At 58.2% G+C, this 25,003-nt stretch carries 22 protein-coding genes; 14 read left to right on the forward strand and 8 right to left on the reverse strand.

The genetic code is table 11. The annotated features are described in order from the left end of the window. Positions 1–66 precede the first annotated feature (66 nt). From QCE63_RS01415 to QCE63_RS01440, 6 genes are all read left to right on the forward strand, one after another. Positions 67–1,041 (forward strand): DUF932 domain-containing protein, encoded by a 975-nt coding sequence (locus tag QCE63_RS01415; RefSeq protein ID WP_309829827.1) that lies wholly within the window; start codon positions 67–69, stop codon positions 1,039–1,041. A gap of 115 nt (positions 1,042–1,156) precedes the next feature. After that, positions 1,157–2,155: a lambda-exonuclease family protein gene (locus QCE63_RS01420; protein ID WP_309829829.1), complete on the forward strand. Its 999-nt coding sequence runs from the start codon at positions 1,157–1,159 to the stop codon at positions 2,153–2,155. Positions 2,156–2,175: 20 nt separating this feature from the next. Then, the gene (locus QCE63_RS01425; protein ID WP_309829831.1) at positions 2,176–3,192 is read left to right on the forward strand and encodes a phage capsid protein; all 1,017 of its coding nucleotides are present in this window, start codon (positions 2,176–2,178) and stop codon (positions 3,190–3,192) included. Positions 3,193–3,597: 405 nt separating this feature from the next. Further along, the gene (locus QCE63_RS01430) at positions 3,598–4,827 is read left to right on the forward strand and encodes a hypothetical protein (protein ID WP_309829833.1); all 1,230 of its coding nucleotides are present in this window, start codon (positions 3,598–3,600) and stop codon (positions 4,825–4,827) included. Between the two features lie 61 nt (positions 4,828–4,888). Then, a complete protein-coding gene (locus tag QCE63_RS01435) occupies positions 4,889–5,230 on the forward strand; it encodes a hypothetical protein (RefSeq protein WP_404990074.1) in 342 nt (113 codons plus the stop codon). 188 nt (positions 5,231–5,418) lie between these two features. Continuing rightward, entirely contained in the window at positions 5,419–5,718 is a 300-nt protein-coding gene (locus QCE63_RS01440) for a hypothetical protein (protein ID WP_309829835.1), read from the forward strand. A gap of 36 nt (positions 5,719–5,754) precedes the next feature. Here the strand turns inward: QCE63_RS01440 and QCE63_RS01445 are convergent, their stop codons facing one another. Continuing rightward, positions 5,755–6,102: a helix-turn-helix transcriptional regulator gene (locus tag QCE63_RS01445; RefSeq protein WP_309829837.1), complete on the reverse strand. Its 348-nt coding sequence runs from the start codon at positions 6,100–6,102 to the stop codon at positions 5,755–5,757. A 299-nt stretch (positions 6,103–6,401) separates the two neighbouring features. On the opposite strand from QCE63_RS01445, the gene QCE63_RS01450 reads away from it, so the two are divergent. The 5 genes from QCE63_RS01450 (at position 6,402) to QCE63_RS01470 (ending at position 14,934) form a co-directional block, all read left to right on the forward strand. After that, entirely contained in the window at positions 6,402–8,183 is a 1,782-nt protein-coding gene (locus tag QCE63_RS01450) for a hypothetical protein (RefSeq protein WP_309829840.1), read from the forward strand. Between the two features lie 216 nt (positions 8,184–8,399). Next, entirely contained in the window at positions 8,400–9,404 is a 1,005-nt protein-coding gene (locus QCE63_RS01455) for a hypothetical protein (RefSeq protein WP_309829842.1), read from the forward strand. Between the two features lie 307 nt (positions 9,405–9,711). Then, positions 9,712–11,037 carry a hypothetical protein gene (locus QCE63_RS01460; RefSeq protein ID WP_309829844.1) on the forward strand — a complete coding sequence of 442 codons (1,326 nt, stop codon included), beginning with the start codon at positions 9,712–9,714 and terminating at the stop codon, positions 11,035–11,037. A 112-nt stretch (positions 11,038–11,149) separates the two neighbouring features. Continuing rightward, a complete protein-coding gene (locus tag QCE63_RS01465) occupies positions 11,150–12,619 on the forward strand; it encodes a metallophosphoesterase (protein WP_309829846.1) in 1,470 nt (489 codons plus the stop codon). Beyond that, entirely contained in the window at positions 12,616–14,934 is a 2,319-nt protein-coding gene (locus QCE63_RS01470) for an ATP-binding protein (protein WP_309829848.1), read from the forward strand. Before QCE63_RS01465 ends, QCE63_RS01470 begins: the two co-directional genes overlap by 4 nt. A 64-nt stretch (positions 14,935–14,998) precedes the next feature. Here QCE63_RS01470 and QCE63_RS01475 read toward each other — a convergent pair whose 3' ends face one another. The 4 genes from QCE63_RS01475 to QCE63_RS01490 all read right to left on the reverse strand — a co-directional run bounded on the left by QCE63_RS01475 (position 14,999) and on the right by QCE63_RS01490 (position 19,969). Next, positions 14,999–16,144 carry an inovirus-type Gp2 protein gene (locus tag QCE63_RS01475; protein WP_309829851.1) on the reverse strand — a complete coding sequence of 382 codons (1,146 nt, stop codon included), beginning with the start codon at positions 16,142–16,144 and terminating at the stop codon, positions 14,999–15,001. Positions 16,145–17,019: 875 nt separating this feature from the next. Next, on the reverse strand, positions 17,020–17,229 hold the full coding sequence (locus QCE63_RS01480; protein ID WP_309829853.1) for a hypothetical protein: 210 nt from the start codon (positions 17,227–17,229) through the stop codon (positions 17,020–17,022). 175 nt (positions 17,230–17,404) lie between these two features. Then, a complete protein-coding gene (locus QCE63_RS01485) occupies positions 17,405–18,322 on the reverse strand; it encodes a hypothetical protein (RefSeq protein ID WP_309829855.1) in 918 nt (305 codons plus the stop codon). Between the two features lie 273 nt (positions 18,323–18,595). Continuing rightward, positions 18,596–19,969: an integrase family protein gene (locus QCE63_RS01490; protein WP_309829857.1), complete on the reverse strand. Its 1,374-nt coding sequence runs from the start codon at positions 19,967–19,969 to the stop codon at positions 18,596–18,598. A gap of 322 nt (positions 19,970–20,291) precedes the next feature. On the opposite strand from QCE63_RS01490, the gene QCE63_RS01495 reads away from it, so the two are divergent. Then, positions 20,292–20,723 carry a VOC family protein gene (locus QCE63_RS01495; protein ID WP_309829859.1) on the forward strand — a complete coding sequence of 144 codons (432 nt, stop codon included), beginning with the start codon at positions 20,292–20,294 and terminating at the stop codon, positions 20,721–20,723. Here QCE63_RS01495 and QCE63_RS01500 read toward each other — a convergent pair. Together QCE63_RS01500 and sap1 are read right to left on the reverse strand one after the other, a co-directional pair. Then, positions 20,713–21,255 (reverse strand): YaeQ family protein, encoded by a 543-nt coding sequence (locus QCE63_RS01500; protein WP_309829860.1) that lies wholly within the window; start codon positions 21,253–21,255, stop codon positions 20,713–20,715. The two genes, QCE63_RS01495 and QCE63_RS01500, sit on opposite strands and share 11 nt — an antisense overlap. Before the next feature lie 262 nt (positions 21,256–21,517). After that, positions 21,518–21,862 (reverse strand): surface attachment protein Sap1, encoded by a 345-nt coding sequence (gene sap1 / locus QCE63_RS01505; RefSeq protein ID WP_309829863.1) that lies wholly within the window; start codon positions 21,860–21,862, stop codon positions 21,518–21,520. A gap of 401 nt (positions 21,863–22,263) precedes the next feature. On the opposite strand from sap1, the gene QCE63_RS01510 reads away from it, so the two are divergent. Together QCE63_RS01510 and QCE63_RS01515 are read left to right on the forward strand one after the other, a co-directional pair. Further along, the gene (locus QCE63_RS01510; RefSeq protein ID WP_309833636.1) at positions 22,264–22,890 is read left to right on the forward strand and encodes a LysE family translocator; all 627 of its coding nucleotides are present in this window, start codon (positions 22,264–22,266) and stop codon (positions 22,888–22,890) included. Further along, positions 22,887–23,357 (forward strand): SgcJ/EcaC family oxidoreductase, encoded by a 471-nt coding sequence (locus QCE63_RS01515; protein ID WP_309829865.1) that lies wholly within the window; start codon positions 22,887–22,889, stop codon positions 23,355–23,357. Before QCE63_RS01510 ends, QCE63_RS01515 begins: the two co-directional genes overlap by 4 nt. A 2-nt stretch (positions 23,358–23,359) precedes the next feature. Here the strand turns inward: QCE63_RS01515 and mnmE are convergent, their stop codons facing one another. Then, positions 23,360–24,748: a tRNA uridine-5-carboxymethylaminomethyl(34) synthesis GTPase MnmE gene (gene mnmE, locus QCE63_RS01520; RefSeq protein ID WP_309829867.1), complete on the reverse strand. Its 1,389-nt coding sequence runs from the start codon at positions 24,746–24,748 to the stop codon at positions 23,360–23,362. Between the last annotated feature and the right edge of the window lie 255 nt (positions 24,749–25,003).

Raw genomic sequence — 25,003 nt, forward strand, 5'->3', positions numbered from 1 at the left:
CAACGCGCGCGTATGCCCGGTCTCGGCCGGGCTTTATGCGCTCGTCTTTTCACAAAGGAGCTATTCATGCATCTCGTACAAACCATGGCCTACGTCAACGAAGCCCCGTGGCACGGCCTCGGCAATCAACTCGCCCACAACCAGCCGCTCGAAGTATGGGCGCATCAGGCAGGTATGAACTGGAAGATTGAAGAGTCTGAGGTTCGCTTTGTAGCGGGCAACGCTGGTCTCGGTTCCATCCATGCGTTTCCGGAACAGAAGGTGCTGTATCGCTCGGACACCAGGGCACCGCTGTCCGTCGTGTCAAGCCGCTATCAGGTCGTCCAGCCCGCAGAGATCCTGGAGTTCTATCGCGACCTGACCGAGGTCGGCGGCTTCGAGCTCGAAACGGCTGGTGTCCTGAAGGACGGCAAGAAGCTCTGGGCGCTCGCCCGCACCGGCCAGAGCGCGACGCTCAAGGGGCGTGACAAGGTCAACGGTTATCTGCTGCTCGCCACCGCATGCGACGGCACGCTCGCGACTACTGCACAGTTCACCTCTGTTCGTGTCGTGTGCAATAACACCCTCGCCATTGCGTTGGGTGACAGCACCGGAGCGGTCAAGGTTCCTCACCGTAGCCAGTTCGATGCACAGGCCGTGAAGCGTCAACTCGGCATCGCCATTTCGTCGTGGGACGGGTTCATGGTGCGGATGAAAGCGTTGTCGGAACGCAAGGTGACGGCCGAATCCGCCGAAGCTTATTTCCGGCGCGTGCTGACCTATCCGACCGGTAGCGCATCGGGGGCTGCGGACAAGCCGAATGCGACCACCAACGATAGCGCGATCCGTGCCGTGCACGACCTGTTCGCCGGTCGAGGCAAGGGCGCGACGCTCGCGTCTGCCTCTGGGACCGCGTGGGGGTTGCTCAATAGCGTCACCGAGTTTGTCGACCACCAGCGCCGTGCGCGCAGCGAAGACCACCGGCGCGACGCTGCGTGGTTTGGTCACGGAGCAACGCTCAAGCAGAAGGCATGGGACGAAGCGCTGAAGCTCGTCGTCTGAATCATTGCCGCTGGTTTCATCGTTACCTGTCGTCCATCGTCTGTTTCCGTCATAAGGCGCCCGGTTGAGCTTCGGCTCATCGGGCGCTTTTTATTTATCCGTCTGGGAGAAGACCATGTCGCAACTCATCCAGGAAGAAAAAAGCATCAGGAAAGGTTCTGCATTACGTCTGGTCGAAACACGCAGCCTGAGCCGCAACGACTGGCTGGAGGTCCGCAGGACGGGCATCGGTGGCTCCGACGCCGCAGCAGCAGTGGGCCTCAATCCATACAAGAGTGCGCTCGAGCTGTGGCTGGAAAAGACCGGGCGCGACGCGAATCTCGCCCAACCCGATCCGCACGACACCACGGAGCCGGTCTACTGGGGAATGCTACTCCAACCCATCGTCGCTGCAGCCTATACGCAACAGACCGGCAACCGCGTGCGGAAAGTCAACGCGGTCCTTCAGCATCCGACTATCCCTTTCATGCTGGCCAATCTCGACAGGGAGATTGTGGGCGTACCGGGGCTCCAGATTCTGGAATGCAAGACGGCGGGCGAGTTCGGTGCACGACTCTGGCGTGACGGCGTGCCGGAATACGTGCAGTTGCAGGTACAGCACCAGTTTGCCGTCACTGGCAAGCGAGCGGCCGACGTCGCGGTATTGCTGTGCGGCCAGCAACTGGCGGTCCACCGCATCGAGCGCGACGACGCGCTAATCGCCCGGCTGATCCCGCTCGAAGCGCAGTTCTGGCAGTACGTCATAAGCGATACCCCGCCCCCGGCAGACGGTTCCGAATCGGCTGACCGTGCACTGCGCTGTCTGTATCCGGGTAATGCCGACACGGTGGATTTCGCGGATGACCGGCGACTGTGCGCGGCGTTCGCGGATCTGGTGGCGGTTCGTGCGGACATTGAAGCGCGCCAGCGACAAGAAGCGAAGCTCAAACAGACGATTCAGCAGGCGATGGGCGATGCGTCCCGTGCTGTGTTCGAGACCGGCGAAATCTCGTTCAGACGCAGCAAGGATTCAGACGGTATCGATCTGAAGCGGCTTATCGCTGATCACCCTGAGTTTGAGTCGCAATATGCCATCACGAAACCCGGCTCACGTCGCTTCCTCATTAACGTCTGATGTCCCCAAGGAGAATTACCATGCTCAAGGGTCTGGCGATCACGCCCCCCGTTGTTGGCCGTATCATGATCGGCCGCATTGTCGAGAAGAACGGCAAACGTCTGCCGGAGAAAGATGACCAGTTCACCATCACCAGCCAGATGCAGCACGCAAGCGGCTGGCTGCTGCATCCGTTCAACGACACACTTCGCAAAGCGACCACTGGCAAGCTGCGCTCGATCCCGGTCAGGCTACTGTTCAACGATCCGGACCTGAACCTGCGCGCCGAGTACTCGCTGTTCGACCGCAAAACCGGACGACCCTTGTGTGTCGGCAACGGTGAAACGTGCCGACGCGTGACCAATGGCAGCATCACGGCAATGGGTTGCCCGACCCCGGACGGCTGCGCGTTTGGCGAAGCCGGTGGCTGCAAGCCGTACGGCCGGCTAAACGTCGCAATCGGCGACGAGGATGAACTCGGTTCGTTCATCCTCCGCACCACCTCGTACAACTCGATCCGCACGCTGGCGGCGCGGTTGCATTACTTCAACGCCGTATCGGGTGGGTTGCTCGCCTGTCTGCCACTGGAACTGAAGCTGCGCGGCAAGTCCACCACGCAAAGCTTCCGCTCTGCGATCTACTACGTTGATCTTGGCGTGCGGGCTGGCAGCTCGTTGGAGGAAGCCATCGTACAGGCACGTGAGCTGGATGCACGTCGCCGCGCAGCGGGCTTCAATCAGGCGGCGCTCGATGCCGCTGCACGGATCGGGTTCAGCAACGGCGCCTTCGAAGACTGTATCGAGGAAGGGGCGGCGGTGGCGGAAGAGTTTTATCCGAAAATGTCGGACGGGCGAGATAGCGAAGGCAACGAGCGTGGCGAATCAGGCGAAGGTGTTCATGAAACTGGGCCGGATGCGGCGGCTACTTCGGCAACGGCCGGCAACAGGACGGCGGCGCGCAGAGCCGACAACAGGAACGGTAGTCAGGACAACAGCAAGCCGAGTCTGCTGGACAAGCTTGATGGTAAGGCGGCGGCGCTGTCGGGGAAGGCCGCATGAACGCTGTCGCTCAATCTGCGCAATCCCCCTGCTTCATCTGCCGCGATGGTCGGTGTTTGCCGCCGTACGGCGAGCGTGACGCCAACTTGCCTGCGGGACTCTATCTCGGTCTCTTTCATGGGCGCGAGGCGCCCGATGCCGACATGGACGATTGGGGCTTTACAGGCCCGGTCATCGGTCCACTCGAATATGTGCACACCACCTACGCGTCGGAGGTCAAGCTGCGCTTCATTGATGGACAGCGCGCAACGCTGTACTTCCCGGATACGGGCGACATCACCAACCTGACGACCGGAGAGTGCACGCCATGCTTGGAGGCTGTACTGAGCATTGCAGAGGATCTGCTCTTCTTCGATGGCTGGTACTTCGGCGACTGGACGGTCTTTTACCACAAGGAGGAAACGCGTGAACCGCAAACCGGTAGCGCAAACCCAACTACGGAGGAAATCGACAATGGCGTTGATCTACACTGTCCAGCGTCGCGCTCCGCCTGCTGGGTGGGCACTCTGGCTAGCGCTCGCTTCGACCGTGACGGCGCTGTGCATCTCGGTGCTCGCGGGCTGGCAGCGCGGCGGCTGGCTGTCCGAGCGCATCGCGTGGGTCACCATCGGTGCTGTGCTGGTGGTCAGTGCCCACGTGTTGCCCGCACTCTGCCGTACGGCTTCCGTAGTGGTGCGTCTCGGCGGCGCAGGCTTGTGGGTCGTATGCATGGTGACGACGTGCTACGGGCACGCGACGTTCTTCCTGCTCGCGCAGGAACATGCCGCAGCCTTGCGCGTGGCGGCATTGCCGGTCGTGGTCGTGCCCACTGCGCCGATGATGTCATCGTCGGGGCGACGGACTGTGCGCGGTCCGGCCGCGATTGCCGCAGAACACGCTGATGTGGTGGCGGCGCTAGCACGTGCCGATGCACGGCATTGTGCTGGTGACTGCCCTGCATTGCGCGTGATCCGGGTGTCGCTTGCCGCGAAACTCGACGCGCTCGATGTGGAAGCCGACGAAGCGAAGCGGTGGCAGGTAGCCGAAGACCGTCAGCGCGAAGAAACGGAACGTTTGACGGCGGCGCGTGACGTTTTGCGTGACTCGGTACGCGACGATCCGGTCACGAGTCGCCTGGCGAATTCACTCGGCGTCACGGCGGCGCGTGTAGACCTCGCATCGGGACTTGTCTTCGCGGGCGTACTCGAAGGCGTCGCGTGTCTGTTCTGGTTTCTGGCGCTAGGACCGGCTAACCGGACGCGTGATCGAGTAGTCGGCGCGACTTCTGAGGACGCCTCAGTCACGCCGGAGGTCGGGTCCGGTGACTCACCGGCCGTCAGCGCGGTCGCGCCAGCGTCGTCGCCGGTCGCGGCGAGTCACGTGTCCGTCGTGCCGCTGCATTCGACAGCCATACCAGCAGTCACGCCGACAGACGCGGCGGTGGCCTGTCAACCACCGACCGATTTGGCAAGACTCGTGCAAGCCATCGAGGCAGGGCAGGTACGTGCGACGGTCGCGGACATCCGGCGCTACCTCGGCTGTTCACAGGCCAAAGCCACCGCGTTGCGGCGAGACCTCGGCTTCCAGTCAACACAATTGACCGCGTCAACAGACCGATCAATGCGCGCTGAAGCAGCGACTGCCGAACGTCCGTAGCGCAGGTCCGTTCGGGCCGTCATTCCTTTTCCCCTCCTGTGCATCCGGTTCCCGGAGGCACGTGCGCGTCCTCTATGAGGACCTTTATCTGGAGAATCGCAACATGCATGCATATCAAGTGCGACCGGTCAGGCCGCGTCTGCGGCTTGGCCGTCTCTTTGCCACACCCGGCGCGATTGACGCGCTGCGCGCCACCAGCGTATCGGCCGGCGATCTGCTCTCCCGGCACTTGCGCGGTGACTGGGGCGTTCTCTCTGAAGAAGACCGCAAGCAGAACGAACTCGCCCTTGAATTGGGGCTTCGCGTTCTGTCCTGCTACGTGCTTTCTCCGAACGTGAAGGTCTGGATCATCACCGAATGGGATCGCTCGGTGACGACGGTGCTGCTGCCCTGTGATTACTGAGGCCCGGCTTTTGCATCGCCACCTTCCCATGTTCGACCTTCAGCGCCATCGCGTCTGAGCGACCTCGGTTTCTCTTTCTGCTGTTTCCCGCTTTCCTTTCTTAATACTCATCCCCTGCTTGCCACCGCGTGCCGCGATCGCCGTCGAGCGTCGCCACCGGGGCGAAACACTTTCACACTGGAACCATCATGCCCTCACAAACCGATACCGCGAACCGAGTCCGCTTCAAGGCGGGCCGTCCAAACGTCACACCCGCTGCCGCAGCGGCCCTTGAGCTAGCCCAAGTCCCGGAGCTGCTACTGCTCGCACGCCACCTTCACGGCGACTGGGGCGACCTGAGCGAGCGCGACTGCCTTCAAAACGAACTCGCCGTATTGCTCGACATGCGCATTCTCTCGCGCTTTGTACTGCCGACCGGCTCCGTCACCTGGATCGTCACCGAGGCTGATCGGTCCGCCACGACGATCTTGCTCGTCGAAACCGATTAGCGCGACGGCCCCGCTATCAGGCTCACCGCCGCCCCCTCAACGCCTGGCAAACCTGGACGTCAAACGCTCCACGATCTCCACGATCATTTCCCGGTCCGTGCTGCCCACACCCGTCAGTAAGCGTGCCAAGTGCCTCGCCTGATCGCTCGAACGGCTGCTGACCTCGGTCAGCAGATCCGCAATGTCGCAATCGAAGATGTCGGCCAGCTCCATGAGCCGCGCCACATTGGGCATGACCAGCCCCCGCTCGATTCGCGAGACGGCCTCGTTTCCTATTCCCAGCTGTTCTGCGACCTGTTCCTGGGTCAGCTCCGCTGTGACGCGGTTTCTCGCGATCGCCCGCCCCACCATCCCAGCCAGTCGATCCATGTCGGTTCCCGGCATTCGCCCTCCTTTTCCACCCGAATAGTTGGCGATCACCCCACTGACATGAAGGGCTTTATAGGTTGATATTCAACCTTTTGAGATGTTTGCCGTTATCCCTTTTGTACGCCGTCTCCCAGTCTGCTCAATCGGTCAGCAGGCGGGACGCCCGGGCACGTATGGCCGGCCTTGTCCGGCATTGAACGAAACAGCCACGCAATCCGGTCGCCGAAGCAGCCCGGTAGGCCGGTAGTCGGCCCGTTCGTCGCTGACAAACCTAAGAGGACAAGAAATTGAAGACTTTCGAGAGTGCAGGATTGGTGAGATTGACGCTTTGCGCGTCGCTCGCAGTAACGCTTGCCGCGTGTGGTGGCGGCGGTGGCGGTGGTGGCGCAAACGCAGGCGCCCCAGCTTCGCCGGCTGGAGACAGCAAGGCGCAACTCACCGGCAAGGCCATCGACGGCTATCTGTCCGGTGCGACCGTCTGTTTCGACAACGGTCAGGGTGCGTGCGATACGACGCAGCCTTCGACCACCACCGATGCGAACGGCAACTACTCGCTCACGCCGAACGGCAACGTCGTTGGCAGACAGTTACTGGTCGTCGTTTCGCCGACGACAAAGGATCTTTCGCGTCCCGGCTACATGTTTCCGGCGTCGTTCACGCTCTCGGGCATTGTCACGGACGAGACCGGGCAGGCGCCCGTTACGCCGATCTCGACGATGGTGGTCGCGATGATGCAGTCCGGCATAAGCCAGTCGGCAGCAACGGCTGCGGTGTCGAACCTGCTGGGCGAGCGGGTGAACCTGGCGACCGATTACATCGCAGCGAATGACACGACCGCGTCCACCTTTGCGACAAACGTCGTGAACACGGTCACCTCGTTCGGGACGAACGGCGCGACATCGGTGAGCACCGTGCGCTCGGTGCTTCAGGCAATGGTGATCAACAACACCACGACGCCCACGCAGGCCCAGGTCACGGCGCAGGTCGGTCAGCCCGTTTATCTGCCCGCAGATGCAACGCAGGTGCTGGCCAGTCCGACGTCTTCGCTCGACGGCTATCTGTACGACTGGGTCAATGGACCGAAAAACGGCACGAACCAGCAGGCACCGGTCCAGACGATCCATCAGCTCGCGGCCAACGTACTCACCAGCACCCAGCAGGAGTTCGTCAACAACGCGTGGTCCACGCCGGACATCAGGAAATACAACCAGATGATCGGCGCTTACGAACTGAAGGCAGACGCGTCGGGCTTCTCGCCATACGTGCCACTCTCGCAATACAACGCGCTGCCGCTCTCCGGCGTCGGCCCCACGCTCACCGGCACCGATCCCATTACCGGCATCGCGTTCACCTATGAGTATCGCACCGTGGACCTGAGTGGTGAGCCCATGTCTGTGGCTGTTTTTCCGAATGGCGAATCGCTTTTCCCGCTCTGGACTTCATCGGCGATGACATCGACGAAGTTTGCGGCAGGCACGAAAGCGTATGCCGGTCTGCTCTCGTATGCGGCAGATCGAGTGGTCATTCCGGTGTGGCAACCCATATGCGACGCGCCGGCAGTGACCAGCGGCCTGACGTGCGGGGGAGCACCGGCCGTCATGGACGGCGCACAGGTCGTCGAAGTTTCGACACCGACGGCGGCCAGCTACAACTCAGTCCAGCAGGCGGTGGGTCTGACGATGCTCGCGCCGGGCGGCGGATCGTACTTCCAGTTATTGGCCAACGGCACTGTGCAGCAGGTCCAGCCGAACGCACCCGGGACGCCTGTGACGGTCACGAACCCTAACATCGGCTCGTGGACGACGTATAGCCGTAACAGCAATGTGATCGTTGTCACATTCAATGCGGCCGAAATGGCCGTGCTGCGGGCTGCGGCTGCGTCGCAGCAACAGGCACAGGTCGATCCGCAGACAGTACCGGTACTCAACGGCGCGTCGACCGTGGTAGCGCTTGTGAACAACAGCCTGATGGTGGGCTGGCTGTTCCCGACGACCTACACGGACAGGTCGGTGCAGTTCGGCTCAGCGTTGCCGCAACCGTTGCTCGACGCGGTGAATGCAGCAGCCACTGCTTACTGGAGTTCGGTCGGTTCCTGAGCGGCAGCCTGGACGCGGGGCGTGGTTGTCTTTTCAGACGCGCCCCGTGCATCCCGAGACCCCATAAGCCGCCTCTGTCCATCGGGCATTCGGCTGATGGCCGACATTTGGTGCCCCGCTGCGCCCGCTTTTTTCAGGAGCACCGACGACCGAAACGCCCGGCATCTTTTTTTTGTTCGCCCTCTTGGTCGGCGCGAATTCAACTCAACCAGAACTATGAAAGATCTCAGACGCATACTTCTATCGGCCGGCGTCGCCGGCATCACGATATTCGGACTTGCGGCATGCGGCAGCAAGACGCTGGACTACCGCAACGCCCATATATCGAACGGGAAGATTTTTGCTGGGGACGACAACCGCCCTTTCAGCGGTCATCTGACCAGTCTGCCGGACCAGCAACTCAGAAATTCACAGAGCGGACTTGCGCAGATCATGCAGTTCGTCGGGCTGGGCAACCAGAACTTTCATGGTAGTGCGTCAACGGTCTTCTGCGACGTCGATGTGAAAGAGGGTTACCTCGACGGCAAGGCGACGTGCAAGGAGGCCGGTTCCGGTCTCACCCGTTACGAAATGGCGTTCACAGGCGGCGCGCTTGACGGCGACTTCAAGGTCTTCGCGCCGACCAGCGACAACAATGTGATCTCGGAGGTCTCTTTCGAGCAGGGCCGCGCGGACGGCGAGCAGAAGGTCTACAACATTGTCACCCGGAACCTCGTGTACGACCTGCACTGGCAACGTGGGATAGCGGTCGGCGATCAGTCACGCTTCGATGCCGGAACCGGCAAGATGACCTTCCACAGTCAGTTCGATGACGAGGGGAAGCTCGACGGCGATTATGTGGAATCAACGCCTGACGGCATCGTCTTTCACAAACTTCACTATGTCCACGGGCAGAAAGACGGCGCTGAGGATACGTTTGACAACGTTGCGGGAAAACCGACGTCCCATATCGGGTGGCAGAATGACCGGATGAACGGGGCTTACAGGAAGTGGGATGCCGGCGGCAATCTCGTAACCGACGATACCTATCGGGACGGCACGCTGGTGCCGACAGCGGCCGAACAGCAGGCGGCGTCAGATGCAACAGCCGGAATGGCCTATGCGGACTGCATGAAGAAATGGCAACGGGTCGGCATGGTGCTGGAAGTCCATACCGTCAGCCCGCAGGAAGAAGTCGCGCAGTGGGAAGCGTCGTGCCAGCAGGGAAAATTACCAGACTGATTTCTCAGCAGGCTCCGCATATTGCTCTTGTTGCAGGGCGTCTGGTGGCGCCACAGATGCAAAATGCGACTCTCTCAGGTTCTGGCAATGCGCCGTTGCCCCTTCGCTGACCCGCGTGCAGGTTGGAGTGGACGAAATCGCTCAGTTGCTGCCGCACCGTTGGACGCACGCTAAGGTCTGATAGTGCTCCACGGTGTCACTTCAAGTTCGTCTAGCTTTAGCCGATAACATTGTTAGCTTAGTCTTCGTGCTTCGCGAAGACGCGATCCTTGCCTGAACGGCTTTCGGGACATCGGGAGAGAAAATTTTGAACGAGATTATTGTCGGGGGAGTGGCCGCCGTCGTTGCATTGCTCGGTGGCGGGGCAGGACTTCGTTTTTTTGCGACACGCCGTACCAATACCGCAAGTGCAGAACGCATAGATGCGACCGTCCGGCCCGCCGATCTCGTTAAGGCTCGCTCGGCGCCGGCGGAAACGGGCGATGCATTGTCCAGCACGGACCTTCAGTTCCTCGACAGCACCGGCAATGTCGTCTTTAACACCCGGCTTCTGCCTGCTATACCGGAAGGGGCGCAGTCACTATCAGACGGCGGGGGCGTGGCGCTTGCGCGAGCCCGCCAGTTGGCGGCGGACGTTTTCAAAGGGGCGGTAAGTCTGCCCAACAAGACGGTCGAACTGGTGTTCGATCCGCATATCCAGCGCGGGCTGGCAGAAGGATCGCTCGAGATCGTACCTGCCGTTAAGGGTGGGGTTCGCGCAATAGCGAGGCAAAAGGATACAAAGGCGTTTGCTGGGCACGGGCGCATCCTCGAAGGAGGAAAAGTTCGTCAGGTCGCGGCCGGTGCATTTCAGCTGATCAGCATCGCGGTTGCGCAATCGCACCTGGACGACATCAATCGCAGTCTCGCCGACATCAGGAAAGAAGTGACGGAGTTGCGGCTCTATCTTGACCACAAGGACCGCTCGAAGCTTGTAGGCGCTTGCGATTACCTGTCGGAACTGGGCGCGGACATCAATGCCATGAAATCGCTTCGCGATATTCCCGTCGAGAAGAAGGTTCAGATCGAGGCGATTACCCGGGAGGTCTCGGAGTGGGTGGATCAGCTTAGTTCCGAACTGCATCAGCTTCGACAAAACGTCGCGTCTCAGGTGGACAAGGACACGTTCGGAGGAACCGAGAATACGTATTCGGCATTGAAGGTGCTCGCAGATTCCGCTCATCGGCTCGTTGAGAAACGTAATCTGCTGTTGCGCGTCATGGCCTTGTTGCGGCTGTGTGGCGCCTATATCGACCCACTGAACATGCGTCCGGTCCCACAGTCGTGGCCTAAAGGACTGTCTGCGCTTGCGACCGGATTTGCGGAGCTGACAATGTCGCTTCGCGACAAATCGAACCAGTTGCTTTCGCGTGCACTCTGGAACAGCCAGGAAACACTCGACAAACGGCGCCGTGAACTTGTTGGCCTATCAGAGGATCTGCAGCATTTTGCGGTGGAACATCAGGATGGCTATGAATCCCTGATGCGCAGACTTGATGACAACGTCCGGCGGATTCGCCGTGACGACGGCAAGATACGGCTGGCGATGACGTTTGACAGCGAGAGTAACGTCAGTGCCGTTGCTGTGATCTAAAAATAGGCTGCCAGCTGCCGCTTATTTTAATCTGCTGTTCCCGATTGGACACAGGCCCGCGTTTTGTCGCCATGATTGCAGTAGAATCGCTTGGCCCATTACATTCCACGCAATGTATTCGATACTGCATATCACCGACCTCCATCGTGCGAAGAGCGATCCGATCTCCAACGCGGAACTGCTCTCGGCGCTTATCAGCGATCGCGAACGTTACGAACGAGAAACCCCTCCCATCAAACCACCCGACGCAATAGTCGTAAGTGGCGACGTCATCCAAGGAGTGACGCTTAACCAGCCTGATTTCGAGCGCGAGCTTTCAACACAATACGAGGTAGCACACGATTTTCTCGTTAGCCTTGCCGATCGATTCCTCAATGGCGATCGCACGAAAGTCGTCATAGTGCCCGGAAACCACGACATCGACTGGAATGCCGCATTTAGCTCAATGGAGCCTGTTGGCGAAAGCGAACTGCCGTCAAATCTTCCAATCGCGCTGTTTGAGCCGGACTCTCCCTATCGATGGGATTGGAAGACGCGTCACCTGTACAGAATTAAAAATCAAGATCTATATAACACGCGATTGGCCGCCTTCTGGGCATTCTTCGAACGCTTCTACGCTGGCTTTGACGGGATGTTGCGGGTGGCCCCATGGTCGGATGCGAATCTCTACAGCCTAGACAACGGGCGCATTGCGGTCGCTGCTTTTAACTCTTGTGTTTCCAACGACTGCTTTGCTTTTCACGGCGAGATACCGCGCGAGGCGGTTGCCCGGGCGCATCTCGACCTCAAGGATCTCGGGCCCTGGAGGCTGCGTGTTGCGGTCTGGCATCACGATATCGAAGGACCTCCACAGCGCGCCGATTACATGGATCTCGAGATCGTGCGCGGCATGATCGGCCGTGGGTTTCGACTTGGCCTCTATGGCCACCAGCACCGTGTACAGGTTACGCCGCAACATGCCCGCCTGCTGGACCAGGAAACGATGGTGGTAGCCAGCGCAGGTTCGCTATGTGCCGGCCGACGCGAGCTACCAATGGGAGCCCTGCGCGGCTACAGCATCATCGAGATCCAAGAGGACTACTCCGGCGCACGAGTCCATGTCCGTGAGATGCGCGTTGCCAATCTATTTTCTCGCGCAATACTGCGTGACTTCGAGGGGCGCAGCTACGTAGATCTAGAATGGACAACGCCGCTGGATGCAGCTGGCCGGTCCGAGAATCCTGCCGACGAAGAGCGCATCGCCATCTTGCGGAAGGCGGAGGATGCACTCCACGGGCGGAACGACCCAGTTGAGGCCTTGAGTTTGCTGTCCAAAATCGACGTTACCGATGATACATTTGGCCGACGATTGGTAATAGAGGCTGCTGCTGCACATAGTGATCCGCAAAAGCTCATCGAGGTCATGGGCGAGCCGCAGACAATCACCGAATTGGTGCAATTAGTAGATGCCTACATCGCTAGCGGTAATGATGCGAAAGCAGAGTTAGTGATTTCACAACACGCCGTGCGCTTATCTTTGCCCGCGCCGATCAAGACCGAGCTGCAAACCAAGATTAAACTGACGAAGCGGATCAAATCGTGACAAACGGATCAAAGGAAGCCATTCCGTTCAGTATCGACATCAGCCGGATGATCGAGCTGCTCGCATCTCAAATTTATCCCTCGCCATTCGCCTTGCTGAGGGAGAATGTACAAAATGCTTTCGATGCGATTATGCTGCGTCGACATGCCGGCCAAGTTTTTGAACCTGCTATCGATGTTGTAATTGAGCCCACTCGAATCATCGTGTCGGACAATGGTATCGGCATGTCGCGTCAGGAACTTCGAGATCATTTCTGGCGGGCAGGCTCGAGCTCAAAGAATACCGACGATGCTCGTGCAGCTGGCGTAGTGGGCACCTTCGGTATTGGCGCAATGGCCAACTTCGGCATTGCCGATAGGCTCGAAGTGGTAAGTGAAAGCGCGAACACTCCCGAACGGACCCGCTGTATAGCCGAACGCGCAACGCTTTCCGTTACGGATGATTGTATCGAATTCGCCGACCAACCAGTTACCGACGAACCTGGGACTGTTGTCATGGCGACGATGCCCGCCGGTAGTTCTATTGACGTGACGCAGGCCGTGGCCTATATCGCGGAGTTTGTGCGCTTCGTAGAACTCCCCGTCCGCGTGAATGGCACTATCGTCAGTCAGACTCCACTCGCCCAGGCCGTCGCCGAGCTAGCGGTGAGTTGGCGATGGGACGGTGCGCGCGTTGTGCTTGGACCGCACATTACAGCTGATGTAGTGCTGACGGGCGCCGGCACCGGCGAGGTTCGCGTAGAGCTTTCCGATATCGAGTTGAATGGCGAGCCCATTGCCGGGCAGATGGTACTGCGACAAGGCGTAAATGCGCTCCGGACCTTCCGTAGCCGCTTCGGATTGGCGATAGCGTCAATTCCCTCAACTTACCAGCTCGGCGGTGTCGCCGATTTTCTGATTTTAAAGCCAACCGCTGGACGAGAAGCGCTCACAACGGAAAGCCTGGCGTTTCTAAACCTTTTTGCGGCACCGGTTGACGCATTGATTTCCGAACACCTCGCAAATCGCCCCGAGGCCAATAACAGCCAGGCATTCATCAATTGGACAGCTAGTCACCAGCGCTGGGACCTTTGTGGTCAGCTCCGCGCACGCATTGAGCCGGGCGATTCAGCGACCTTGAGCGAGCTGGCCGGGGCGAGCAAGTCAAACCCATTACTCGTCTACGCGGGAAGCGACCCTGCTACACTGAAATATGCATCAAGCGAACGGCCACTGGTTCAGCTCGCACGTAACGCTCAGCGCCGTCAGTGCGAACAAAATTACCTGTTGCAATACAGCCGTGCCGAATTGCTTGCTGACGAACCGAAGGTCCTCCAGCGCCTACAGAAAGCCGAGCTGACGACGGCGCAATTAGCCCTTGTATTCCGCCTGGCGGAAATATTGAACTCGGACTATTTTCTCTCCGCCAACATCGACTTTGGCACGATCTCTCATGGGCTGCCGATACTGGTTAGCGCGCAAACTCCCGTTTCTATCGTGCTGGATCCTGATGCGTCCAACGTCAGGGTCATGCTGCAGATCTACGAGAAGGAATACGGCGCATTCGGTCATCTCGCGAAGGACTTCGTGCGCAATGTGATTTTCCCGAGAGTGAGCCAGCACGTCCCCAGCGCCACGCGGCAAGGGACGGAGGCCTTCCTGAAAACCCTCCAGCGTACCCGTGACGTGTTCGAATATGAACGCGGTGATCTTGAGAATCTGACTTTGCTCTGGACAGACTATCTCGAAGGCAAGATCACTCTGGAACAAGCATCCGTCAAGTCAGCAGCCGTTCGGCGCAGCTATCAGGTGCTCGATCCCGCCACTACGGGACGGGTCCGCGACGTCGTTCCCGATGTGACCGAAGGAGAGCAGTTCGTTAATAGCACTGCTGGCGCCGCCCCCGATTTTGGCGCGATGCCTCCCATCCAGCGCACTGACATCTCAACTGACAGAAAGCTACTAACCATTGAGGAAGCGGATCCCCCCCTCAAGGGGTATCGGTGCTTCCTCGCGCTCAGTAAGCGCATCCGGGAGGAAAGAGGCGAGTTCTTCCTGCAACCACACCGCACTTCCGTGGTATGGGGCGGACAAAAGGCGCTATTTATCTTCGAGCATCACTCTGGCGAAGTTGGCCTCTATTACGATGTCCAGATGAGTGAGCCCGTGGCATCCTCCCCCGGAGGCGGCTCGTTCGAGACCTGCACCATCGTAATGAAGAACCAGATCTTCATTCCTGTGCCCGCTCCACTACAGGAAGCATTCATGCCTGAAATGGGCGAAGTCAAACGACTTGAGGTCCGCTGCGACCTACTCTACATCGACGCCATTCGCTAGGACGTTTGCGGCTGCACCGTGCGTTTGACCGATGATTTAGGTGCGACACCGGAAACGGTCCGATTTAATCGTCCAGCGTCTTGTCCGACGGCGATGCATCTACCGTCTTTCCATCTGACGCCTGCTTGCGTGGGCGCCCAGCCTTTTTCTTCGCTTTGGCCTGGCTGGTGCCGAACACGTGACACTGTTCGCCGTATTTCATCTTCAGAAACTGATCGGCCTTAGTCATGTACTGAATGTTCTTGCGCAATGCTTTACGCTTGTCATGATCATCCCAGTTGATTTCGCCTGTGCCAACGCCGTGCCCGTACTTCTCGTGAAACCACTTGTCGGCATTGCTGTTCCAGTACTGCCCTTCGCCCTTGGTCACGACGTTCTCCCAGTACTCGCCGATCAGCCGGGCGATAAGCACGTCACGACGCACATCGTCAGCCCGGTAGAAGATCAGTACGTGCAGGTGCAAGCCGGTTTCATCCCCTTCCTCCAGCGTCCAGATGTAATCAACGATGCCTCGCAACAAGCGGTTTGTGCGACGATTATTGAAGAATTTCTCGCGGTGCTTCTGGATTTGCTCGAGCGTGATTTTGTGGCGGTATTTCTCCTGGAAGCCAAAATGCAGCATTAGCACAAGGTGCCTGGACTTCGTCTCGAACACCTGTTGCTCGATCGTCAGTGCCCTCTCCTGATTACGCTTCGCACCGCGCACACGAACTCGCAAGCGCTCACGAAACCGCGATGTACCCAGGATCTCGCCAAGCTTGGCAATTACCTCGTTGAACACCTCGCCATGTGCTTTACCTGATTTATGCTCCAGTGAACCGGGGTCGCCGAAGGTAAAGGTGGACGGATGCAAGCCTAGCGCCTTAAAGGCTTCACATAAAGCCAACACGTGAAGACTGTAGATATAGCGCTCATTGAAAGCATCCTGATGGAAGAAAGCTTTCAACGAATAGAAGTAACGCTTCCCCAGCGCTTTCTCCAGTATCACCAGCTTGCCGTACTTGTCACGTTTAATCGTGAAGCCTGAACTGTCTTTGGCAAACTCAAGCTCACGAGCCAACGCTTCCATCTCAGCGAGCAATGGACACAGTAACCTATAGTCGTGGCGAAGAGCCACATTATCGACGCCATCAATGACTTTTCCTTCTGTGTTTTTTACTACATCAGTGTACTCGTAGATTCTACTGAATTCGTCATCTTCATAAGACATCTTCATTTACCTATTTAATTTTTGTGATATCGATAGGCATCAGAATTTCCATATCCGATACCTGCGACATGCCCTTCTAAAGATCATGAATTTTTAACAGCCCACTCATCGTTATGAACCTGGTAAGTATCTGTAAACTCTTTCATTACATAAAACCCATAAGTCACCACCCATTCAAATGTGAGGACTCTCGGGATGCCGACAATCAAAAGATCGACAGACACCGGGAAATCAATATCTTGCGGATATACACACTTATGACCGCACTAACACAGGCAAAACAACTCCTGCCAACGGCAGGAGAGACTTGAGCGCTTCGCGTCCGATAGCAAGCCTCGTCATCCGTCATTTGGAGACAGCAACCCGAGTTCGCCCGTCAAATAAGGGGCTCGGTTGTAATTTGTGTTTTTCGACGTATCTTGTATTGCTAACTTTTCCCTGAAGCAGACGGTGTCAGGCAGCACGTCCCGGACAACTATGTCGTCCGGGACGCGCTGCGTACGCGTACTACGGACGTTAATGCCGCGTTGTACTTTATGGGTAGCAAGGTTAAAAGCACGGGGGCCGCCACCTGTCCGGCTGCCAGGGTGTATGTTGCGGGTGCAGATGGATATGACTCGCCTTCCCATTCGTATCGATACTCAGCCGTCCTGTCGTACGAAGCACTTCCAAGGCGCGACAGAACCGGGGGCGACTCATGCCCATGCCGGAGGGCCAGGTTTTAAGATCGCTTCTGAGGATAGCCAAATGCCCCGTTCTCGTGGAGTGAAGACGCAGACACGACTCCAGATGAAATGCGTCGATTTGCTCGATCGGCACATGTGGCGGCGGTGGAGTCGTGGCTCGTGTGCCCGATTTCCGGATGGTCCCAGTCATCATGCGCCTCCATTCAGCAGCGCTTGAATTTCCGCCAACGGCCATGCGAGCCGGCGGTTCGGCAGACGTCGTGGGCGGATTCCGCAGTATTCGCCTTTCTGTGAAAACTGCTTGCGCATCGTTTGCGGCTGAACCATCAACATGGTCGCCGCTTCTTCCGTGGGGACATGCGACTGCGCGCAACGGATGTTAGAGGGCACGTTTCCCATTTCATTTCACTCCAAGCTTTGTCGCAAATCAGGACACGGATTTGCGGTGCGTGCGGCAGTCCAGATCGATCAATTCGGATCAGTTTGGATCAGCTTGAGCGAATCATAGGAATCGAAGTCAGCGGGCTCCAGCTACCGGGCAAATGCGGGCGCCTACGGGCATTTTTGCGGGCGCTTAACGCTTCCCTCGCGCTTTTGAATCGATCCGCTTGCGCATAGTGTCCTTACCAAAAAACTCGACGTCCCCGTTGCTATTGATCCATTTAACGTTTTCTTCATCGGCCACGTAGCTCAATTTTAAATGCCGATAATCAGACGATTCATGCATTACTATTTTTATAAACTCGACCCATACAGCTTGATAGTCGTCGATGAAGTTAAGTCTTCGCCATGCCTTTGTGATAGGGGCGGCCAATTCACCTCTTAACTTTCTGGGCTGATGATTTTCGACTTCGCTCGATGCGGGGGAACCATCGATTGCCTTCGAGCTGGCCGTAGGTGTGACAACTGATTCCGTATCCGCAGAGTAGTCCATGGCCTGGGCACCGAGTTGGTGCAGAATATCGTTGTCATCTAGAAATCTGACAATTTCCGGGCGGCTAAAGCCAATTTCACGTGATCTTTGGTAAGTTTCGTGACTTTTATATTGCCCCTCGTGAAATTCAATTTTACTCGCAGGCCAGGTATCAAATTTTCCGATTTTTACGCCATCCCTAAAGCGGGGGAAATATCCTGTCATATGCAGAAGAATATCGGTCGCTTCGTCGCGCAAGGCCGGGTTTTGCCTTGGCCTTCCAGTCGGGCGAATGTCAAACCATCTAGGGCTCCATGCCGACGCATTGCAAATACACGCGTCTAGCGTACTGGCGCCCTCCGAGCAGCGATAGGCAAGCATCAAGAGAGACGCGACGTCGCGCATATTGTTTGCATGAACCCAGCGCTCGAAGTCCTCGAGAGATCCCGGTTTAAGGTCTTTCGGAATGTTTTCTATGAGCATTGGCATGATGCCTTTCCAGCTTTCGGGTTCGGGAACGCGATCCGCGATGGCGTTTACGGCATCGGTTAACGAAATAAACTCAATTTTTCCGTCCATTCTCGACCATTGAATATGAGTAAAACGTCTCTCCAGACTGGATTCGGCCGATTTATGCTACTTCGCCTTACCATCTAGATAGATGCAAAGAAAATGCGAACCCGCCGTTCGCCGCTTGCCGTGCACGATCAGACTTTATCGACGGCTGATCCTTCTCAGCTATCGTCTTGAGATTTTATGCGAGTTATCCCGGCGGGGTAGGGCGAGATAGACTCGCAGTAAGAACGATGGACGGTCTATCTGCATGTCTCGACGTGTTCTATGGCCCGAAATTTATCCAGCCTTCTGCTCAAGAAGGAATTCTATCCGCGCCTGCTCCAGCATCCATGCCTCGATTTTGTCGTGCCACATGCGCAATAGGTCAAGGGGACGGCGACGATAGTGCTTTTCGGCGATCGCCGACGGCTTGTGCCCTTGGATTTGCGCGACGACGCCCACTGGTACTTCGCACCATTCGGACAACGTGCCGAACGATCGGCGCAAGCCGTGCAGTGAGATGTGCGGTAGCCCTGTGGGGGCTAACGCGCGGTTGTGCGCATGCCGTGGTTCAGCAATCTTCCCGTCGGATGCCGTTTTACTGGCAAATACCCACTGGGACGGCGCCCACTGCTCGCCATTTTTAGCGAGACGCACGGCTTGCCGCTTGTTTGGAGGAATCTCGTTTAGTCGCTTCAGATTCAATAGTAAGCTCGCCAAGTACGGAGACAGCGGGATGGTTCTGCCGCCGGTACCCTCAATTTTGTCGTTCATGGTCAAGCTGCGCCAGCGGAAGTCCACATCTTCCCAGCGCAATGCTGCTAGCTCTTCCCGACGAGCGCCTGTGATCAGCAGGCCTTGCAGGTATGCACTGATGACAGGGTTCGCGATGCCACGTACGGCACTAAACCAAACAGACAACTGCTCGCGCTGCAGACAGTCGTCTTTTGCGACGCTACGAGGCAGAATTCCCTTTACCTTTGGCGACGCGTACGCGTCGTGAGATACAGTGCCTGCATACGTCTCGTGCGTGTCACACCACCGGATGAATGCCTTAAACAGGCCAAACGCATGAGCCGCGTTCGTCGGTCCTCGGTCGATTTCAACCTCAAGCCAGTCGGCCATACTCGTTGCCGTGATTTCGGACAACCTGCGTGGCATGAGCGGTGCCAAGGGGCCGCGCACTTTTTCTTTGCCGCCACGTTTTGCGATGCCACCACCGGGCGCGGAGAGGTTGATATGGTCTGTGATGTATCTTTCCGACCTCGGCTTCTTCGTCTTGGGTGAAATCTTCGTTCGCAGATGCTCCATGTACTGTTCCCATGCTTCGCCGACGGTCACATCCTGACGGCGCCTGGCTGCCTGTCGAGCTTTGTGTGCTGCCTTCTGCTCAGCCTCTTGCTCTCGCGGATCTATGCCGCCGTCGATGAGCGTCTGGAGGCTACGCGCTCGCTCCTGCGCCGCGTCGATCGTCCAACTTTTCGGATCACCGATCGTGATTCGCACCGTCGAACCATGTATCTTCCCTTGGAAAATGTACGCTTTGGCGCCGCCAACTGTGGCACGCAAGCCTAGCCCCGGGGTCTTGCTGTCCCAGAGAAACGATTGTGATTTACCTTCGGCGCAGCGATGGGCTTCTACCCGCGCCGCAGTGAAATTGACCTTCGCCACCGAGCCTCCTCTTTGTGAGTCCGCAATCCCGTGTAACCACTGTGTAACCGGATTATGCGGTAGTGAAGGTATTTAGATCAACGTGAACGAGTGGTTGATTTCAAGATATTTGTTTAAATACAATAACTTGTTGGTGTCGATGCATGCCAGTCTATCCAGATAAATTTCGACTTGTTCGTATTCGCAATGCGAAGGTCGTGAGTTCGATCCTCATCCTCTCCACCACGAATCCAAAAAGACCTGGCCTAACCCGCCAGGTCTTTCTCATTCCCACCTCCCCCGCGCTAAACTCCCTCGCAACTCCCACCGCGAGCGCCCCGCCATGCCCTTCACCATCCGCGAAATCGATCACGTCGTGATCCGCTGCGCTGACCTCGACAACATGGTGAACTTCTACCGCATCGTGCTGAACTGCCCGATCGAAAAGGAGCAGCGCGACCTAGGTCTGATCCAAATGCGCGCAGGCCGTTCACTGATCGACCTCCTGAGCGTAGGTGCAAAAATCGACCGACCGGACAGCGGCGACCCAAGCGCAGGCCGCAACATGGATCATCTATGCGTACGCGTCGAGCCCTTCGACGCCGAAGCAATCCGCGCTCACCTCGAAAAACACGGCGTGAACTTGGGCGAAGAAGCGCGACGCTACGGCGCCGAGGGCTACGGCCCTTCCCTTTACCTCTTCGACCCCGAGGGCAACATGATCGAACTCAAGGGACCGCCTGAAGCGTCAGCCGACAAACCGATCACCCCTTAAGCACACTCCACCTCAGGTCAACAGCATCAGCCGTCTCGCTACCCAGCGAAGCCTCCCCATCCTGCATCATCAATTGCAGGCGCATGGTCCGTTCGGCCAGCTTGCCGAGCGCGTCGCCAACGCCTTCCTCAAGCGACCAGACCGTCACATTGCGCAAACGATCTATCTTGCCCTTCACACCCTGCCACCATATGTCCGCCGTCCGGCCCGCATAAGCAATGACGATCACGCGCCCAGATCGGCCGCTCGCCTTGGCAATACGTCGTTCGTCCGGCTGACCCACCTCGATCCACGTCTCGATCTGCCCCGTGAGATCCTTCTGCCAGAGATCGGGCTCATCGGTGTCGGAAAGGCCCTTGCAGAATTCCAATCGTTCGCTCGCGAAGAGCGCAAATGCGGCAATGCGCACCATCATGCGTTCGTCCGTTTCGGACGGATGACGCGCGATGGTCAGGGAATGATCGCCGTAGTAGTGGCGATCCATGTCGGCAATCTGAAGCTCTGCCTTATAGATGGTGGATTTGAGAGCCATTCAGCGTCGGGCGCCGGCTGCTTGGCCGGCGAATCAGGTGAGCAAAAGCGGTCGGTGCGGCGCACACGAGCACGCGCGACCGGTATTGTGCGGGGAATCCGAGGGAAATGGGAAGACGTGAGGACGCACACGCACCAAAAAGTCCGACGCGTGGGAAAAAAAGGAGACTTAAGCCAGCAGCCGAATCAAGACGAAGCGCGTTCGCCGACGCGATTAGAAAATCGCGCCGTACGAATTAAATGCAATTGAAATACGAACCAGATTATTGATCGATGAAACGATCCGTCGTCCACATACCTTGTGTATCGCTGTTCGCCGCATTGACGAACTCGACGTCATGACCGACAACGCGTAATACACGGAAGTGAGAATCGACTGGAGTCGAAATACACTCGAAGCCTTCGAAATACTGCTGCATCTTTTGATGCTCTCCGGCTTTCTGGTGTTGATCGGCCGAATCAAACTTGTCTTTCGACAAGCACCCATACGAATTTGGCCGGAAGGTGAAGGTCTGCTGAGGCTGAACAACGCTGTCCTGGGCTTGCGCGGTGGACACAATGGCGAACAGGCCGACCATCGCAAAAAGAGCAGTGGCGCGTTTCTGCATATATTTAGCCTCCGAACGACTTATCACTCGAAATTAGCTACGTATTTAAAAGCGGTTGACCGCAAAAGTCATGCTAATGGAGTGAGAAAAAGTTGCAAGCACAAGTTGTGTGCGTCCGCAACAAGGCAGAATGTCGCGGCGTGGCCGATTCCGATCGGCTAACGGCAGCGATTAACCGAAAAAACCTGAAAGGCGGCCAATCGGAAATGAAAGATTTCGAACTGCGTCATTCCGTCGCTGAAAATCTCCCAAGACAATGCATATTGCACCGCACGATTTTGCGTTCATCGGCGCGTCGGTAGCCCCGCGCAACGGCATCGAGCCGTCAAGCTGGCCAAGCGGCCTATTGCCACATCCGTGCGTTCATGGATAAATCGACGCTTCGACTTCAGGAGAAAACAATGACCCTTGCACAATGGTTGCCGTTTGCGATCGCCTCCGCGATTCTCGTCGCCATCCCCGGGCCCACCGTGTTGCTGGTCGTCTCATACGCGCTCGGCCATGGGCGCAAGTTCGCTTTGGCCACCACGCTGGGCGTTGCACTTGGCGATCTCACTGCAATGACCGCGTCGATGCTCGGACTCGGCGTGCTGCTGGCGGCCTCGGCCGAACTGTTCATGCTCGTCAAATGGATCGGCGCAGCCTATCTCGTCTATCTGGGCGTAAAACTGTGGCGGGCGCCAGTCGTCGATACCGACGCCCCTCAACCCACAGGCGAGGTGCGCATGAGCCGCATCATCGCGCACGCCTATGCTGTCACGACACTCAACCCGAAGAGCATCATTTTCTTCGTCGCGTTCGTGCCGCAATTTGTGGATCCCCATACAGCCAGCGTGTCGCAGATTGCGATTCTGGAAGCCACCTTCGTCGGTCTGGCGGCGGCCAATGCGTTCGCCTACGCGCTGCTTGCTTCTGGCGCGCGCAAGGCGATTCGCAAGCCATCCGTCCAGCGAGCCGTGAATCGCACCGGCGGGGCGCTCCTGATGGGAGCGGGCATTTTTGCCGCAGCATGGAAGAAGGCGGCATGAGCGAGGCTGAAGACTGGACGACCAGCGCGCGGCGCGTCTACTTCGGGCTGCTGGAAGACTGGAACCGCCAGGACGCCCGCGCGCTGGCGGCGCGCTTTACCGAACGCGGCAGCCTTGTCGGGTTCGACGGCAGTCCGGTCGATGGCCGCACTTGCATCGAAGCTCATCTGCGGCCCATCTTCGAGCAACATCCAACGCCGCTCTTCGTCGCGAACGTGCGCGAGGTGCGGCGCATGGCGAATGGGCACACGCTGCTCGTGCGCGCGATCGCGGGTATGTGGCCGCGCGGTGCGACCGCACTCGATCCAAAGCTGAACGCCATCCAGACAATGCTGCTTTCGCTGTGCGATGGCGGTTATCGGATCGAAATGTTCCAGAACACGCCCGCCGCGTTTCACGGGCGTCCGGAAGAGGTTGAGAACCTCAGCAGCGAACTGCGCGGCGTTGGGAAGCCGCACGGGCTATGAGCTTATTTGCCGATGCAGAAGCGGCTGAAGATCACGCCAAGCAGATCATCGGAGCTGAACTCTCCGGTAATCGCGTTGAGTTTCTCCTGCCCAAGCCGTAGCTCTTCGGCAAACAAATCGAGCACTTGCGATCGCTGATCGGCATGTCCCGCAGCCAGCGCTAGATGTTCGCGAGCGTCACGCAACGCAATCAGATGCCGTTCGCGTGCCAGATAGACACTCTCGGCACCCGCCTGCCAGCCGGCGATCTTGAGCAGTTCGCCACGCAGCAGCGCGATACCATCCCCATTCTTCGCTGAGAGCTGCACGACGCGAATGTGGCCTTCGCCATCATGCGCAGCGGCGGGCATGCCGGCCAGATCGGTCTTGTTCATGATCCGGACGACCGGCACGCCTTGCGGAAAGCGGGCGGCGATGTCGCGGTCCTCGACGCTCAAACCCTCGCGTGCGTCGAGCAGATGCAGCACCACGTCGGCACGCTCGATCTCGCCCCACGTCCGCTCAATGCCAATCCGCTCCACCTCGTCCTGAGTTTCGCGCAAGCCCGCCGTGTCGATGATATGCAGCGGAATGCCCTCGACCTGAATCGTCTGCGCCACTTTGTCGCGCGTGGTTCCGGCGATCGGCGTGACGATGGCGAGTTCAGCCCCCGCCAACGCGTTCAGCAGCGACGATTTGCCCACATTCGGCTGTCCCGCGAGCACCACCGAGAGACCTTCGCGCAACAACGCACCTTGGCGCGCGTCGGCGAGTACGGTCTCGAGTTGTTGCCGGATACGCGCAAGCTTGCCGCGCGCATCGGCGGCTTCGAGAAAATCGATTTCCTCCTCGGGAAAGTCGAGCGTCGCTTCCACCAGCATCCGCAGATTGATCACGTCCTCGACGAGCGCATGAATCTCACGTGAGAACACACCGTCCAGCGATCGCCCGGCTGAACGCGCAGCGGCCTCGGTACTGGCTTCGATCAGATCCGCGACGGCTTCGGCCTGGGCGAGATCGAGCTTGTCGTTCAGAAACGCGCGCCGGGTGAATTCGCCCGGCTCGGCCAGCCGCAGGCCGAACGCCCGGCCCACTTCAATCGCGCGCTGCAGCACGAGTTGCAGCACGATCGGTCCGCCGTGCCCCTGCAATTCAAGCACATGCTCGCCGGTGTACGAGTGCGGCGCGGGGAAGTAAAGCGCGATGCCGCGATCGAGCGCTTCGCCCCCCGCATCCATGAACGGCACGTAACTCGCATGCCGAGGCGACAGCGTCTCGCCGCATAGCGCGAGCATGGCCTGCTGCGCCGCCGATGCCCCCGCTCGCCCGAACGACACCCGCACGACGCCAATGCCGCCACGTCCGGGTGCGGTGGCGATTGCGACGATCGGATCGGTGTCGTTGCTCAACATGAAGGCAGTCAAAACGGAGGGATGAAGGGTGCGCGCATTGTATCGCGGCGACAAATCCAATCGACCTGCCGTGCTATTAGGACGATTCTTGCGTTATCTTATTTGAGATACTCGACTTTAACGCTCGGCTTGCCCGCGCTGGCAAGAGAATCGGCGTATAAGTCAACAATGAAGGACATTGTTGAGGAAATGATGCTGTTGATAAGCAACGATTCAATCAACGTAAGCAAGATAAATGCGGACGAAACAAGCCAT

Source organism: Caballeronia sp. LZ065 (assembly GCF_031450975.1).
Lineage (GTDB): Bacteria > Pseudomonadota > Gammaproteobacteria > Burkholderiales > Burkholderiaceae > Caballeronia.